The following is a 14,389-nucleotide window of genomic DNA, read 5'->3' as shown; positions in this document are numbered from 1 at the left end:
GGTGGTTTTGTTCGTGAGAGACAAAGGAGCGGGTCATGTCCCGTCGGGTGTTGCGCAGGACCCGGGACGGCGGCGGTGTGCTGCTGCCGCCCGGCACCGTCGTCGCGCTGCGCGGAGAGCTGGCCGGGGTCGCCGACGACGTCGTCGACCAGATCATCCGCGAGGTGCCGCCCTACGAGGACGCGTTCAGCGGGCCGATGGGCGAGACCATCCGCGGCGCGGTCCAGGTCGCGCTCGGCGGCTTCCTGTCCCTCATCAGTGACTCGCGGGGGCCCGACGCGCTGGCGCCGCGTGCCTCGGCCGTCGACGGCGCCTACCAGCTGGGGCGCGGCGAGGTGCGCAGCGGGCGGACGGCGGACGCCCTGCTGTCGGCGTACCGGATCGGGGCCCGGGTCTCCTGGCGGCACCTGTCGGCCAAGGCCGTGGAGCAGGGCATCGACCCGGCGACGATGGCCTCCTTCGCCGAGCTGGTCTTCGCCTACATCGACGAGCTGTCCGCCGCGAGCGTTGCGGGCCACCGTGACGAGTCGGCCAGCGAGGGCCGGGCCCGCCAGCGGATGGTCGAGCGGCTCGCGCGGCACCTGCTGACGGGGGCCCCGGAGGCGACCGTGCTCGCCTCGGCCGAGCGGGCCGAGTGGACGCCGCCGGCCACGCTGACCGTCGTCCTCGTCGCGGAGTCGCAGGCCGGCTCGCTGCTCCAGGTGCTGCGGCGCGGCACCCTGCTCACGACCGACCTGCCCGAGCTCGACGGCTCGGCGCTGCTGATGGTGCCCGACGCCCACGGCAAGCGTCGGGCGACCCTGGTGCGCGCGGTGCTCGACCGCGACGCGCTGGTGGGCCCGGCGCGGCCGTGGCTCGACGTCCGTGAGTCCTACGACCGGGTGGTCCGTGCCCGGAGCCTCGGTCTGACCGGCGACACCGAGCGGCACCTGCCGCGACTGGTGCTGACCGCCGACCCCCAGGCCCTCGCCGACCTGCGGTCCGTCGTCCTCGCCCCGCTCGACGAGCTGCGCCCCGCCGCCGCCGCCAAGCTGCGCGAGACCCTGCGGGCCTGGCTGCTGCACCAGGGTCGGCGCGACGACGTGGCCGCCGCGCTGTTCGTCCACCCGCAGACGATCAGGTACCGGATGACCCAGGTCCGCGACCTGTACGGCGACCGGTTGGAGGACCCCGATACGGTCCTCGCGCTGACCATCGCTCTGGGAGAGGAGACGAGCGGATGAGGCGTGCTGCGGCTGCCCTGGCCGTGGTCGCCGTGCTGTTCGCCGGGTGCTCCGACCCGCCGTCGAGGATCGACCGTTCGGACGTGGTGCCGAGCGGGGCGTCGTACGTCGCCCTGGGGGACTCCTACTCGGCCGGGCCCCGGCTCGGGCCGAGCACGGGACCGGTCGGCTGCGAGCAGACGGCGGGGAACTACCCGCACCTGCTCGCCGAACGACTCGACCTCGAGCTCACCGACGTCACCTGCGGTGGTGCGACCAGCGCCGACCTGAGCGAGTCCCAGACCCCGCCGAACGGCAGCCCGGTGCCGCCTCAGCTCGACGCGCTGAGCTCGTCGACCGATCTGGTCACGATCGGCATGGGCGGCAACGACGGCAAGGTCTTCGGCGATCTGGTGACGACCTGTGTCGGCAAGGCCCTCGAGGACCGAGACGGAGCGCCCTGCACCGCGCGGGGCGCCCCCTTTCGCGCCAGGGTGGAGCGCCAGCTCCGCAGGCTGCCCACCCGGACGGGAGAGGCGATCGAGGCGATCCGACAGCGCGCACCCGAGGCGAGGATCGTCGTGGTCGGGTACCCGGCCCTGTTCCCGGCCGAGGGGACCTGCGCGCTGCTGCCCCTGGCCCGCGGTGACTATCCCTATGCCCGCGAGTACGTCAGCCGGATCAACGACGCCCTGGCCGCCGCGGCCGAGCAGGCGGGCGTGACCTACCTCGACGTGTGGACCGCCACCGACGGCCACGACATCTGCGCCACCGACCCGTGGATCGCGGGGTTGATCCCCACCCAGGCCGCGTTGGAGTACCACCCGTACGCCCGGGAGCAGGCCGTCGTCACCGACCTGTTGGTTGCCGAGCTGGGCTGAACCTCGCCGACCCGGCTGAAACAGACCCGGAGATGGCGCCGACCCGGCGGAAAGCAACTCGTTCACGAGTTGCTTTCCGCCGGGTCGGCGGTGTTCGTGCAGTCAGTTCGGGCCGGGTCAGGCCTGCAGGGCTCGGATCGCCTCGTGGATGGCGAGGGTGCGCTCGGCAGACTCGACGTGGAGGCTCTCCACCATCTTGCCGTTGTAGGTCGCCACGCCGCTGCCGCTCGATTCGCGCGCTTCCTCCCAGGCCTGGATCAGCCCGCGGGCGTCCTCGACGGCCTGCTCGCTGGGAGCGAAGCCGGCGTTGGCGCCCTCGACCTGGCCGGGGTGGATCAGGGTCTTGCCGTCGAAGCCCATCTGGCGGCCCTGCTCGACCTCGGCGAGGAAGCCCTCGATGTTCCTCACGTCGTTGTAGACGCCGTCGATGATCACGATGCCGGCGGCGCGGGCCGCGAGCAGGGCGAGGCCGAGGCCGGTGATGACGGGCTGGCGGCCGGGGACGTGCTCGGCGTACAGCTCCTTGACGAGGTCGTTGGTGCCCATCACGAACCCGGTCAGCCGGTCCGAGGCCTGCGCGATCGCGAGCGCGTTGAGCATCCCGATCGGTGTCTCGACCATCGCCCACAGGGTGGTCTTCGCGGGGGCGCCGGCGGCCTCGAGGGCGGCGACGAGGGAGAGGACCTCGTCGGCGGAGTTCACCTTCGGGACCAAGACGACGTCGGGGCCGGCCGCGGCGGCCGCCTTGATGTCGTCGTCGTGCCACTCGGTGCCGATGCCGTTGACCCGGATGACCAGGTGGCGGCTGCCGTAGTCACCGGACCGGACGGCGGCCGCGGCCGACTGCCGGGCGGCCGGCTTGGCGTCGGGGGCGACCGCGTCCTCGAGGTCGAAGATGATCGCGTCCGCGGGCAGGGTCTTCGCCTTCTCCAAGGCCCGCTCGTTGGAGCTGGGCATGTAGAGGACGGAGCGCAGCGGCTTGAACTCGGACATCAGGCGCTCACCTCGATCGCGTCGTACGTCGCCTTCAGGGCGGGGTCGATCGCGGCCAGCTCCTCGGCGAGCTCGACGAGGACGAGACACTGCTTGAGCGAGGCGTCGTCCTCCATCTTGCCGTCGATCATGACCGCGCCGGTGCCGTCGCCCATCGCGGCGACCACGCGGCGGGCGTGGGCGATGTCCTCGACGCTGGGGGAGAAGACCCGGTTGGCGATCTCGATCTGGACCGGGTGCAGCGACCAGGCGCCGACGCAGCCGAGCAGGAACGCGTTGCGGAACTGGTCCTCGCAGGCGACCGTGTCCTTGATGTCGCCGAACGGGCCCCAGTACGGGTAGATCCCGTGGGTCGCGCAGGCGTCGACCATCTTGGCCATCGTGTAGTGCCACAGGTCCTGCTGGAAGCGGAACCGGTCGGCGTCGTACTGGTAGGCGCCGTCGGCATCGCGCGGGGCGTCCTCGCGCACGAGGTAGCCGGGGTGGCCGCCGCCGACCCGGGTGGTCTTCATCTTGCGGTCGGCCGCGAGGTCGGCCGGGCCGAGGGAGAGGCCCTGCATGCGCGGGGAGGCGCCGCAGATCTCCTCGACGTTGGCCACGCCGCGGGCGGTCTCGAGGATCGCGTGGATCAGGATCGGCTTGGTGATGCCGGCCTTGGCCTCGAGCTGGGCCAGGATCCGGTCGACGTAGTGGATGTCCTCCGCGCCCTGGACCTTCGGCACCATGATCACGTCGAGCTTCTCGCCGATGGCGGGCACCAGGGTGGTGAGGTCGTCGAGCACCCAGGGGCTGTCGAGCGCGTTGATCCGCGTCCACAGCTGGGTCGGACCGAAGTCGGTGTCCTGGGCGATCCTGACCAGGCCCTCGCGCGCGGCGACCTTGTTGTCGGCCTTGATGGCGTCCTCGAGGTTGCCCAGCAGCACGTCGACGGTGCCGACCATCGCGGGGATCTTGGCGGCCATCTTCTCGTTGCTGGGATCGAAGAAGTGGATCGCGCGGCTCGGCCGGGCGGGGATCTCGCGGAGGGGGAGCGGGGCCCCGACGGCGAGCGGTCGGAAGAAGTCCTTGGCGCTCTTGTGGCTCACGTGTGCTGAACCTACCCGTGCGCCGGGCCGTCCCGGTATGACGGATGTCTCGCGAGACGCGGCTACCGCCGACGCCACCACCGGCGCCGCTCGCGCCGGGGTACGGCGGGCTCGGTGGTCGTCCGGCGGGCGGCGCGGCGCTCGTGCCAGGCGGCGAGGGTCACCTCGACGTCGCGAGGCATGGTGACCAGCGGCGGTCCGTCGACGGGGGTGTAGCGGGCGCGCAGGACCCGGGCGTTGAAGTCCTCGACGAAGTCGCGGGCCTCGCGCTCGGAGGCCAGCCGGTCGAGGGCGGCGTCGAGCTCGGCGTCGTCCTTGCGGAGCTGGAGGGCGGGCGGCAGCACGGTGATGTGCTCGCGCTCGACCAGACGGCGCACCCACCAGTCGGGGTCGTGGGCGGCGCCGAGGTCGGGGATCGGCTTGCCGGCGCCCGGCAGGTCGTCGAACTCGCCGCGCTCCATCGCCTGGCGCACCTGCAGGTCGACCCAGGTCTGCTGCTGCTCGATCCGGGCACGGGCGGCGGCACGCGTCGCGGCCCGGTCGGAGGACGGGAGCTCCGACCGGCCGGACCCGCCCGCGACGGCAGGCCGGTCGTGGGGCCAGTCCTCGCTCTCGGGCATCGCGCTCACCTCGTGGCCAGGATACGGGCCGGCCACCAGCGCGGAGGTCAGGCGCTGAGCGCGCCCACCCGGTCACCGGCGTGCAACGCCAGCATCCGGGCGACGGTGCGGTCCCAGCCGTACTGCTCGGCCCGCCACCGCGCGGCGGTACGACGGCGCGACTCGGGCAGCGCGAGCAGCCGCAGCACGGCGTCCGCCAGCGCCCCGGCGTCAGGCGCGGCCCAGGCGCCACAGGACGCGTCGACCAGCTCCCGGGCGCCGCCGCGGTCGGCGGTCACGACCGGGGTGCCGCAGGCCAGCGCCTCGAGCACGGCCAGGCCGAAGGTCTCGCCGGGGCACACCGACAGGGCGACGTCGGCCGCCGCGAGCCGGTCGCGGAGGGCGGCCCGGCCGTCGACGTACCCGTGGAAGTGGACGGGGGCGTCGCCGGCGATCTCCTCGAGCTCGTCGCGGTGCGGGCCGTCGCCGTACACGTCGAGGCGCAGCGCGAGCCCGCGGCGGTGCAGCTCGACGGCGGTCGCGACCGCGAGGTGCGGGGACTTCTCGCGCGAGAGCCGGCCGGCGTGGACCAGGCGCAGCTCCTCGTCGGCCCGCCGGGGACCCGCGGCCGGGCAGAAGGTCGAGAGGTCGACGCCGAGCGGCACCCGCGACACCGGGCAGCCGGCGGCCTCCGCGACGGCACGGAACTCGCCCTCGGCGTACGCCGAGGTCACGACCACCTCGTCGAAGCTGCGCACGATCAGCCGGTTGAGCAGCCCGATGGAGACCTTCGAGGTGGTCTCGAGACCCGTCCGCATCGCGAACATCTCGCCCATCCGCTCGTGGGACAGCAGCACCGAGCGCACGCCGTTGCGGCGCGCCCACCAGGCGACCGGCAGCAGGGTCAGCTTGTCGCTCCACTCCACGCTGGTCGGCGCGAACCGCTCGAGGACGTCGGTGACCCGCCACGGCTCGACGATCAGCCGGTACCCGCCGCCCACCCGCGGCGCCCGCACCTGGACCACGTCCCCCAGCGCGGTCGACCGGACGGCGTCGACCGGCCCGGGGATGACCAGGAGGCGCTCGACCCCGGCGGCGACGTACCCCTGGCCGAGCTGCTCGATCGCAGTCCGCATGCCTCCCGAGGTCGCGCCGACGAAGTTGGCCAGCTGGGCGATCCGCACGGGCACACCCTCGCGGCAGCGGGTGAACCCGCGCCCACCTGCCGGTTGACGGGCGCGAAAGGATGGGGGGCATGAGCAACCCGGAGGCGCGTCCCGACGAGGTGATCTGCGAGGGCCGGCAGGCCGTGGGCGTCGAGCTGATGGAGCCGCGCGAGGTGCCGCTGGGCGGTCCCCGGGCGATGCCGGTACGGCGCACGCTGCCGCAGCGGCGCCGTTCCCTGATCGGCGCCTGGTGCTTCCTCGACCACTACGGCCCGGACCTGGTCAGCGAGAGCGGCGGCATGGAGGTCGCGCCGCACCCGCACACCGGGCTGCAGACGGTGAGCTGGCTGTTCACCGGCGAGATCGAGCACCGCGACAGCGCGGGCAATGTCGCGATGGTGCGGCCGAAGGAGGTGAACCTGATGACCGCCGGGCGCGGCATCAGCCACTCCGAGGTGTCGACGCCCGAGACGACGGTGCTGCACGGCGCCCAGCTGTGGGTGGCGCTCCCGGACGCCGACCGTGACACCGACCCCGGCTTCCAGCACTACGCGCCGGCCGAGGTCGGCGGTGAGGGCTGGCGAGCGCACGTCTTCCTCGGCTCGCTGCTCGGCGACAGCTCGCCGGTGGCGACCTTCACCCCGCTGCTCGGCGCCGAGCTGGTCCTGGACCCCGGGACGACGTTGTGCGTGCCGGTCGACCCGGTCTTCGAGCTCGGCGTGCTGGTCGACCTCGGCGCGGTGACGGTGGGCGGGGTGGCCGCGAAGGTGGCCGACCTGGCCTTCGTCCCGCCCGGCGGCGACGAGCTGGTCCTCGTCGCGGGCGACGACGGCGCGCGGCTGCTGGTGCTCGGCGGGCCGCCGTTCGGCGAGTCCATCGTGATGTGGTGGAACTTCGTGGGCCGCACCCACGAGGACGTCGTCGCCTACCGCGCCGCCTGGCAGCAGCAGATCACCGGAGCCGACGGCGACGTCGTCCCCGACAGCCGGCAGGTCGCGCCGGGCCGCTTCGGCGTCGTCCCCGACCAGCCGCTGCGCCCGATCCCCGCGCCGGGGCTGCCGAACGCCCGCCTCAAGGAGCGCCGGTGATCGCAGGCCTCACCTGGCTGCTCGCCTTCCAGGTCCTCGGGGAGGTGATCGTGCGCGTCCTCGACGTCACCGTGCCCGGACCGGTCGCGGGCATGCTGCTGTTGTTCGTCTTCCTACGCGTGCGGCGGTACGGCGACGACGGCGCCATCGTCCGCGCCGGCAGCGCGCTGCTGCGTCACCTGCAGCTCTTCTTCGTCCCCGCAGGCGTCGGCATCGTCGTCTACCTCGCGGTGCTGCGTGACCACGCACTGCCGATCGCGGCCGCCCTGCTCGGCTCTTGGCTGATCGCGCTGGCGGTCGTCGGGTGGACGGCGGTCGGCCTCGAGCGGCTGCTCGGCAAGCCGCGCGACGACCTGGCGACCCCGGCTCCGGAGGACGTGGGGTGAGGGACGACCTGCTCGACCTCGCCCGCTCCCCGTTGGCGCTGCTGCTGGTCACCCTCGTCGGCTACCAGGCCGGCCGGTGGCTGCAAGCCCGTACGGGTGGGCACGCGCTCGCCCAGCCGGTGCTCGTCGCGATCGCGGTGGCCGGCGCGGCGATCACGGTCCTCGACGTCGACTACGCCGACTATCGCAGCGCCACCGAGCTGATCGCGTTCTGGCTCGGGCCGGCGACGGTGGCGCTGGCGATCCCGCTGCACCGGCAGGTCGACCGGCTCAAGGGGTTCGTCGTACCGCTGCTCGTGGCGATCGTCGTCGGCGCGGCGACCTCGATCGTGACCGCGGTGCTGATCGCCCGTGCGCTCGGTGCCGAGGAGGCGCTGCAGAAGACCCTGGCCCCGAAGTCGGCGACCACGCCGGTGGCGATCGCCGTCACCGACGCCCTCGGTGGGATCCCGCCGCTGGTGGCGGTCTTCACGATCAGCATCGGAATCGTCGGTGCCGTCATGGGTCCCGCGGTCCTCAACCTGCTGCGCATCCATGACCGCCGGGCTCGGGGCCTCGCCGTCGGCGCGGTCTCCCACGGGGTGGGCGCCTCCCGCATGCTGCGCGAGGACGAGACCGAGGGCGCCTTCGCGGGCCTCGGCATGGGTCTCTCCGCCTTGGCGATCAGTCTGCTCGTCCCGCTGCTGGCGCTCGTCCTCTTCTGATCCCCGCCGCGACGGTCCCTGCCCACCAGCACCGGAAACCGGCGTGACACGGTGCTTGTGTGCGGGGACCGTCGCGGCGGGCGCTAGGTTCCCTGCATGCGCGTGCATGCCTTCACCGATGACGCCCTCGCCGACCTCGACGCGGTCGGCCTCGCCGAGCACCTCGCCGCCGGGAAGGTCTCCGCCGCGGAGGCCACCGAGGCCGCGATCGCTCGGGTCGAGGCGGTGAACGGCCAGCTCAACGCGATGGCGTACGCCGCCTTCGACCGGGCCCGCGCCGAGGCCCGCACCCCGCGACCGGGCTTCCTGGCCGGCGTACCGACCCTGGTCAAGGACAACGTCGACGTCGCCGGCATGCCGACCCGCTCGGGCACCGACGCGTGGGAGCCGCGGCCGGCGAAGCGCAACGGCGACTTCGCCGACATGTTCCTCGCCACCGGCCTGGTGCCGCTCGGCAAGAGCCAGCTCTCGGAGTACGGGTTCAGTGCCTCCGCCGAGCACCCGCGTCTGGGCGCGGTGCGCTGTCCGTGGGACACCGAGCGGACCGCCGGCGCGTCCAGCTCCGGCTCGGCGGCGCTGGTGGCGGCGGGTGCCGTGCCGATCGCGCACGCGAACGACGGCGGCGGCTCGATCCGGATCCCCGCCGCGGTCAACGGCCTGGTCGGCCTCAAGCCCACCCGCGGCCGGCTGGCCCAGGACAAGCTGTTCCGCGACATGCCGATCCGGATCATCTCCGACGGCGTCGTCACCCGCTCGGTGCGCGACACGGCGGCGTTCTACCGCGAGGCCGAGCGTCACCACCGCAACCTGAACCTGCCGCCCATCGGGGACCTGACCCGGCCGATCAAGCGCCGGCTGCGGATCGCGCTCAACACCAGCGGCGTGGGCCGCAGCGCCGACGCCGAGACCCAGGCGCTCACCGAGCGGACGGCGAGCCTGCTGGAGGACCTCGGGCACACCGTCACCGAGACCGACGTGCCGGTGGCTGCGAGCTTCGTCGACGACTTCCTGCTCTACTGGGCGCTGCTCGCCCAGGCGATGCTCACCACCGGCCGCGCGCTCCACGGCCGTACCTGGGACGCCTCCAAGCACGACCACCTCACCCTCGGCCTGGCCCGTCACGCCCGCCGCAACCTGCACAAGGTGCCCGGCGCGATCACCCGGCTCAAGCGCGCCAACGCTCAGGCCGGGCTCTACTACGACAGGTACGACGTCGCGCTCACCCCCACCCTCGCCACCGCGACCCCCAAGGTCGGCCATCTCGACCCGACCCAGGACTACGCCACGATCATCGACCGGCTGCTCGACTGGGTGGCCTTCACGCCCTGGCAGAACGTCACCGGCGCGCCGGCGATCTCGCTGCCCCTCGCGACCACCGCCGCCGGCCTGCCGCAGGGGATGATGCTGGGGGCCGCGCCGGGCCACGAGGCGCTCCTCATCGAGCTCGCCTACGAGCTCGAGCAGGCCCGCCCTTTCGCCCGCATCCAAGGCTGAGTTTCGGAAATGCGGCGCCGATTTTTGGGCGGTGCGACGGCGCGTGTATCGTTCTGCGTCGTTGCCCCTTTAGCTCAGTCGGCAGAGCGTCTCCATGGTAAGGAGAAGGTCTACGGTTCGATTCCGTAAAGGGGCTCGGAGATGGGGCGCCGCCCGCGGGAGACGCGGAGGGCGCCCTCCTCACGTGGCGGGATAGCTCAGACGGTTAGAGCGCACGACTCATAATCGTGAGGTCACGGGTTCGATCCCCGTTCCCGCTACCGAGTATCCGGCACCACCACCAGCAACTGAAGGACTTCCTGTGGCCAGCAAGAGCAGCGACGTTCGCCCCAAGATCACGCTCGCGTGCGTGGACTGCAAGGAGCGCAACTACATCACCAAGAAGAACCGGCGCAACGACCCCGACCGCATCGAGTTGTCGAAGTTCTGCCCGCGCTGCCGCAAGCACACCGCGCACCGCGAGACCCGCTGACCCAGCGCCGTCGACCGCCCGCCGTCCCCCATGGGGACCGCGGGCTGTTGTGGTTTTCCGGCCAGTAGGGTTTGCGTCATGCCGATCGACGCCACCCTGGTCGGGCGGGCCTTCCCGCCGACCACGCCCGTGCCGGTGACCGCCGAGTCCGTGGCCGCCTTCGCCGCCTCCGTCGGTGGCCGGGAGGACGGACCGGTCCCGCCGACGTACCCGATCGTGGTCACCTTCGCCGCCCTCCAGGACTTCCTGGCCGCCGAACGGGTCGAGCTGTCCCGGATCGTCCACGGCGACCAGCGCTTCCGCTACCAGCGCCCGGTGGTCGTCGGCGACGACCTCACCGCGACGCTGAGCGTCACCGGCGTCCGCTCCATCGGCGGCAACGACATCATCAGCACCTCGAGCGAGATCGTCGACGCGACCGGCGCCGTGGTCTGTACGGCGACCGCCACCCTCGTCCACCGTGGAGGTGCCTGATGACCGCCCTGACCCCGGGCGCCGCGCTGGAGCCGCTCACCTTCGAGATCACCCGGGCCGACCTGGTCGCCTACGCCGAGGCCAGCGGCGACCACAACCCGATCCACCAGGACGAGGAGATCGCGCTCGCGGTCGGTCTCCCCGGCGTGATCGCCCACGGTATGTACACCCTCGCGCTGGTCGGTCGCGCGGTCGCGGCCTGGACCGGCGAGGCGGAGGTCGTCGAGCTGGGTGCGAAGTTCGTCGCGCCGGTCGTCGTACCCGCGGACGGGGCGGCACGGGTCACGATCGCCGGCACCGTCGGCGAGCGCACCGACGACGCTCTGCTCGCTCTCGCCTTGCAGATCACGGTCGACGACACCAAGGTGCTGGGCGCGCCCAAGGTCCTGGTCCGTGCCTAGCGGTCATCGCCGGAGATGACCGCTAGTCCCGCCCTGGCGGATCTCACCACGCTCCGCCTCGGCGGTCCGGCGCGGCACTATGTGGCCGCGCCCGACGCCGAGGCACTGATCGCCGCGGTGACCGAGGCCGACCGGACCGGCGAGCCCGTGCTCTTCGTGGGCGGCGGCAGCAACCTGGTCGTCGCCGACGAGGGCTTCGCCGGCACCGTCGTCCATCTGACCGGCGGGGGTGTCGAGGTGGCCGACACGGGGGAGCGGGTCGCCGTGACCGTCGCGGCCGGCGAGCCGTGGGACGCCGTCGTCGCCCGGGCGGTCGCCGAGGGCTGGGCCGGCGTCGAGGCGCTGTCCGGCATCCCCGGCACCGCCGGCGCCACCCCGATCCAGAACGTCGGCGCCTACGGTCAGGAGGTCGCGCAGACGATCACCGCGGTCCGCGTCTGGGACCGGATGCTTCGCGGCGAGCGGACCTTCTCCGGTGAGGAATGCCGCTTCGCCTACCGCCACTCGCGGTTCAAGGCCGATCCCGCCCGCCATCTCGTGCTCGACGTGACCTTCGGCTTCGAGCGCGGCGAGCTGTCCGCCCCCGTCGGGTACGCCGAGCTCGCCCGCACCCTCGGCGTCGCCGTGGGGGAGCGGGCTCCGCTGTCCGAGGTACGCGAGGCCGTGCTGGGACTGCGCCGTGGCAAGGGCATGGTCCTCGACGCCGCCGACCACGACACGTGGAGCGCCGGCTCGTTCTTCACCAACCCGTTCGTCGACCCCGAGCGGCTGCCCGACGGCGCGCCGTCGTACCCGCAGGCAGACGGCAGCGTGAAGACCAGTGCCGCGTGGCTGATCGAGCGCGCCGGCTTCGGCAAGGGGTTCGGCCTCGACCGGCCCGACGCACGGGTCTCGCTGTCGACCAAGCACACCCTCGCGCTCACCAATCGCGGCGGCGCCACCACGGCCGCCTTGCTGGACCTCGCCCGCGAGGTGCGCAGTGGGGTCGCGGTGCGGTTCGGGATCGAGCTGGTCAACGAGCCGGTCCTCGTCGGCTGTGCCCTCTGAGAGGAAAAATCCCGAACCTTCCCCAAAAGGGGGTCGTTGGTCGTAGCCTGCGATCTACCAGACGGCGCTCCCCCCGCATGCCGTCGTTCTCTCGAGGAGTCTCTCGGATGAAGAATCTCTCTGTCCGGCGCGCTGTCGCCGGTCTGTCCCTGGGCGCATTGGCCGGTGTCGGCCTGGTCAGCGTTCCCTCGCCCGCCCACGCCGCCGTCGACGAGGCGCAGATCGGCGGTCAGTACAACCTCTACTCCTACAACTGCGACGGCGAGGACGACTGGAACGACCAGGACGCGGTCCCGTGGACCGACAACAACGTGCCGGTCGCCAAGGCCACGTCGTCCTCGGTGACGTTCACCGGGGACGGAGGTGACTCCGTCGACGCGAAGTCGACCACCAACGCCTCGATCACCGCTGCGCCGCTGGGCAGTGGCCCGGCCACCATCGCCGGCACCGCCAGCGCGACGGCCTCCGCCCTCCCGAGCGGCTCCGAGACCGACTGTGACGTCAACGTCTCGTCGACGGCACTGGCCACCGGCGTCTTCACGCTCACCCAGCCGATGTGGGTCACCGTGACCGCCGCCGGCCAGGGCCAGCGCCAGGGCCAGGGCTTCGGCACCAGCCTGGTCGGCATCGGCAGCGTCGACGCGTTCTTCGGCTCCTGGGCAGGCCTGCTCGGCCTGGGCGGTGACGGCCTCACCGTCACGGCCGGCAACCGCGGCACCGCGGTCTCGAGCACCCTGCTGCCGGCCGGCCAGTACGGCATCGCGTTCGGAGCGATCGCCTACGCCGCGACCAACGAGAACATCCTGGCGACGAGGAAGGCGGCAGCCCTGCGGCCCGCCGCGTCCGAGATGACCGGCGGCAGCGCGTCGTACACCGGCAACTTCAAGATCGACCTGAGGCCGGTCGGCTCCGCCACCCCCGTCACCGGCAAGGGCGCGTCCAAGGTCCAGTTCGGCGAGCGTGACTGCGCGAACGGCAACGTGCCGGTCAACCTCAGCAAGAAGACCGTGAAGAAGGCCAAGCGCGTGGCCGTGCGGGTCAACGGCGCCAAGGGCGTGGTCCTCAAGGGCAAGAGCCTGAAGGGCAAGAAGCCGAAGGCGAAGGCGATCGTCGTGCCGACCTCGGCCACCGGCGTGACCAAGGTGAAGGTGAAGATCAAGCTGACGAACGGCCGCCGGGTGCAGGCGACCAGGTCGTACCTCCCCTGCACGTGAGCGGGTGATTCGCCGGGCGACATTCGGCGTCTCAGCGGGCCTGGTCGAAACCGACCGGGCCCGCTTCCGTTGCACGGGTGTCCCCTAGCTCGAGGAGCACCCCGTGAAGAACCACCTCGTACGCCGTGCCGCGGTCGGCCTGGCTCTCAGCGCCCTCGCCGTCACCGGAATCGGCAGCCTCCCGACCCCCGCGCAGGCCGCGATCCAGTACGGCGAGGTGGCGGCCACCGTCGATCTCGAGAACTCGGGTACGGACTGCCAGCTCACGGCCTACGCCGCCCCGTCGCCCATCGACCTCGTCGACAACGGCGCTGCGGTGTCCCAGTCGTGGAGCGCGACCGCCACCGGAACCCACATCGGCGATCCGGTCGACGTGACCACCTTGTCGGCCTCCAGCCAGGTCACCGCGTCGATGTCGCCGATCGGGGCCGGGCCGAGCACGGTCAACGCCAGCCTGACCGCCTCCGCCAGCACCAGTCCGGCTCTGGCGGACAGCGCCTGCTCCGGCGAGGCCGAGTCCTCGCCCCGGCTGCAGGCCGAGTTCGAGCTGCCCCAGCCGATGTGGGTGACCATCACGGGAAGCGGCGACGGCACCGGTCTCGCCCAGGCGCTGATCGGCGACTACAACGGCAGTGCCGCCGCTGTGGTCGTGGGTACCCGCGGGGCGGGCTCGGCGGCCATGCTGCTGCCCGCCGGGCCGGCCGTCCTGCAGGTGCAGGCACAGGCCCGGGTCGAGGCCGACGACGCGGTCAAGAGCCGCAGCTACTCCGCGTCGTTCACCATCGAGCTCAAGCCCCTCGGCACCGCCTCCGCGGTGTCCGGCAAGAGCAAGGGCGTCGTCCAGCTCGGCGCCCGCGACTGCGCCACCGGCAACGTCGCCGTCGACCTCACCAAGAAGGCGAAGAAGAAGGCCAAGCAGGTCCTCGTCAAGGTCAACGGCGCGAAGGTCGCCAAGCTCAAGGGCAAGAAGCTGAAGGCTCGCCCCCTGGCCGTCCCGGCCGCCCGCGCCGCGGCCGCCGAGGTGAGCATCGAGATCAGGCTGAAGAACGGCAAGAAGGCGACCGTGACCCGGTCGTACCTCGCCTGCTCCTGACCTCTGATCCGGCGGCGGGCCCGGTTGAGGCGACCGGGCCCGCCGCCTCCCGTGCCGCGGAAGAGTAAAGAAATGGGCGATCCGGCATCC

16 protein-coding genes and 2 tRNA genes are annotated in these 14,389 nt (G+C 72.6%); 14 read left to right on the top strand and 4 right to left on the bottom strand.

All coding sequences use genetic code 11. From position 1 onward, the window contains the following. Window positions 1-35: 35 nt before the first annotated feature. Both ACUP6Y_RS20645 and ACUP6Y_RS20640 read left to right on the top strand, forming a co-directional pair. Window positions 36-1,223: a PucR family transcriptional regulator gene (locus tag ACUP6Y_RS20645; protein ID WP_462552781.1), complete on the top strand. Its 1,188-nt coding sequence runs from the start codon at window positions 36-38 to the stop codon at window positions 1,221-1,223. Continuing rightward, on the top strand, window positions 1,220-2,083 hold the full coding sequence (locus ACUP6Y_RS20640) for an SGNH/GDSL hydrolase family protein (RefSeq protein ID WP_462552780.1): 864 nt from the start codon (window positions 1,220-1,222) through the stop codon (window positions 2,081-2,083). Before ACUP6Y_RS20645 ends, ACUP6Y_RS20640 begins: the two co-directional genes overlap by 4 nt. A gap of 117 nt (window positions 2,084-2,200) precedes the next feature. On the opposite strand, the gene ACUP6Y_RS20635 is transcribed toward ACUP6Y_RS20640, so the two are convergent. The 4 genes from ACUP6Y_RS20635 to ACUP6Y_RS20620 all read right to left on the bottom strand — a co-directional run bounded on the left by ACUP6Y_RS20635 (window position 2,201) and on the right by ACUP6Y_RS20620 (window position 5,944). Beyond that, the gene (locus ACUP6Y_RS20635) at window positions 2,201-3,076 is read right to left on the bottom strand and encodes an HpcH/HpaI aldolase/citrate lyase family protein (protein ID WP_462552778.1); all 876 of its coding nucleotides are present in this window, start codon (window positions 3,074-3,076) and stop codon (window positions 2,201-2,203) included. Next, the gene (locus tag ACUP6Y_RS20630; RefSeq protein WP_462552776.1) at window positions 3,076-4,161 is read right to left on the bottom strand and encodes an HpcH/HpaI aldolase/citrate lyase family protein; all 1,086 of its coding nucleotides are present in this window, start codon (window positions 4,159-4,161) and stop codon (window positions 3,076-3,078) included. The genes ACUP6Y_RS20635 and ACUP6Y_RS20630 overlap by 1 nt, the downstream gene beginning before the upstream one ends. Window positions 4,162-4,223: 62 nt before the next feature. Beyond that, window positions 4,224-4,781, bottom strand: a complete 558-nt coding sequence (locus ACUP6Y_RS20625; protein ID WP_462552775.1) for a DnaJ family domain-containing protein — start codon at window positions 4,779-4,781, stop codon at window positions 4,224-4,226. 47 nt (window positions 4,782-4,828) lie between these two features. After that, complete coding sequence (locus ACUP6Y_RS20620) at window positions 4,829-5,944, bottom strand: glycosyltransferase (protein WP_462552774.1); 1,116 nt, start codon at window positions 5,942-5,944, stop codon at window positions 4,829-4,831. Window positions 5,945-6,015: 71 nt separating this feature from the next. On the opposite strand from ACUP6Y_RS20620, the gene ACUP6Y_RS20615 reads away from it, so the two are divergent. The 12 genes from ACUP6Y_RS20615 to ACUP6Y_RS20560 all read left to right on the top strand — a co-directional run bounded on the left by ACUP6Y_RS20615 (window position 6,016) and on the right by ACUP6Y_RS20560 (window position 14,299). Beyond that, window positions 6,016-7,014, top strand: a complete 999-nt coding sequence (locus ACUP6Y_RS20615; RefSeq protein WP_462552772.1) for a pirin family protein — start codon at window positions 6,016-6,018, stop codon at window positions 7,012-7,014. Beyond that, the gene (locus ACUP6Y_RS20610; RefSeq protein WP_462552771.1) at window positions 7,011-7,400 is read left to right on the top strand and encodes a CidA/LrgA family protein; all 390 of its coding nucleotides are present in this window, start codon (window positions 7,011-7,013) and stop codon (window positions 7,398-7,400) included. The genes ACUP6Y_RS20615 and ACUP6Y_RS20610 overlap by 4 nt, the downstream gene beginning before the upstream one ends. Continuing rightward, complete coding sequence (locus tag ACUP6Y_RS20605) at window positions 7,397-8,104, top strand: LrgB family protein (RefSeq protein ID WP_462552769.1); 708 nt, start codon at window positions 7,397-7,399, stop codon at window positions 8,102-8,104. Before ACUP6Y_RS20610 ends, ACUP6Y_RS20605 begins: the two co-directional genes overlap by 4 nt. Window positions 8,105-8,200: 96 nt before the next feature. After that, on the top strand, window positions 8,201-9,598 hold the full coding sequence (locus ACUP6Y_RS20600; RefSeq protein ID WP_462552768.1) for an amidase: 1,398 nt from the start codon (window positions 8,201-8,203) through the stop codon (window positions 9,596-9,598). 63 nt (window positions 9,599-9,661) lie between these two features. Continuing rightward, a tRNA-Thr gene (locus ACUP6Y_RS20595) sits at window positions 9,662-9,734 on the top strand. 50 nt (window positions 9,735-9,784) lie between these two features. Further along, a tRNA-Met gene (locus ACUP6Y_RS20590) sits at window positions 9,785-9,858 on the top strand. Between the two features lie 41 nt (window positions 9,859-9,899). Next, complete coding sequence (gene rpmG / locus ACUP6Y_RS20585) at window positions 9,900-10,070, top strand: 50S ribosomal protein L33 (RefSeq protein ID WP_028654832.1); 171 nt, start codon at window positions 9,900-9,902, stop codon at window positions 10,068-10,070. A 78-nt stretch (window positions 10,071-10,148) separates the two neighbouring features. Further along, on the top strand, window positions 10,149-10,544 hold the full coding sequence (locus tag ACUP6Y_RS20580; RefSeq protein WP_462552767.1) for an FAS1-like dehydratase domain-containing protein: 396 nt from the start codon (window positions 10,149-10,151) through the stop codon (window positions 10,542-10,544). Beyond that, window positions 10,544-10,945: a MaoC/PaaZ C-terminal domain-containing protein gene (locus tag ACUP6Y_RS20575; protein ID WP_462552765.1), complete on the top strand. Its 402-nt coding sequence runs from the start codon at window positions 10,544-10,546 to the stop codon at window positions 10,943-10,945. The genes ACUP6Y_RS20580 and ACUP6Y_RS20575 overlap by 1 nt, the downstream gene beginning before the upstream one ends. Window positions 10,946-10,960: 15 nt before the next feature. After that, a complete protein-coding gene (locus ACUP6Y_RS20570) occupies window positions 10,961-11,992 on the top strand; it encodes a UDP-N-acetylmuramate dehydrogenase (RefSeq protein ID WP_462552763.1) in 1,032 nt (343 codons plus the stop codon). 107 nt (window positions 11,993-12,099) lie between these two features. Beyond that, the gene (locus ACUP6Y_RS20565; protein ID WP_462552762.1) at window positions 12,100-13,206 is read left to right on the top strand and encodes a hypothetical protein; all 1,107 of its coding nucleotides are present in this window, start codon (window positions 12,100-12,102) and stop codon (window positions 13,204-13,206) included. A gap of 103 nt (window positions 13,207-13,309) precedes the next feature. Beyond that, a complete protein-coding gene (locus ACUP6Y_RS20560; protein ID WP_462552761.1) occupies window positions 13,310-14,299 on the top strand; it encodes a hypothetical protein in 990 nt (329 codons plus the stop codon). Window positions 14,300-14,389 lie beyond the last annotated feature (90 nt).

This window comes from Nocardioides sp. S5-5, assembly GCF_054954065.1.
Note: the sequence above shows the minus strand (reverse complement) of the source record. Positions and strands in the feature narration are given on the sequence as shown.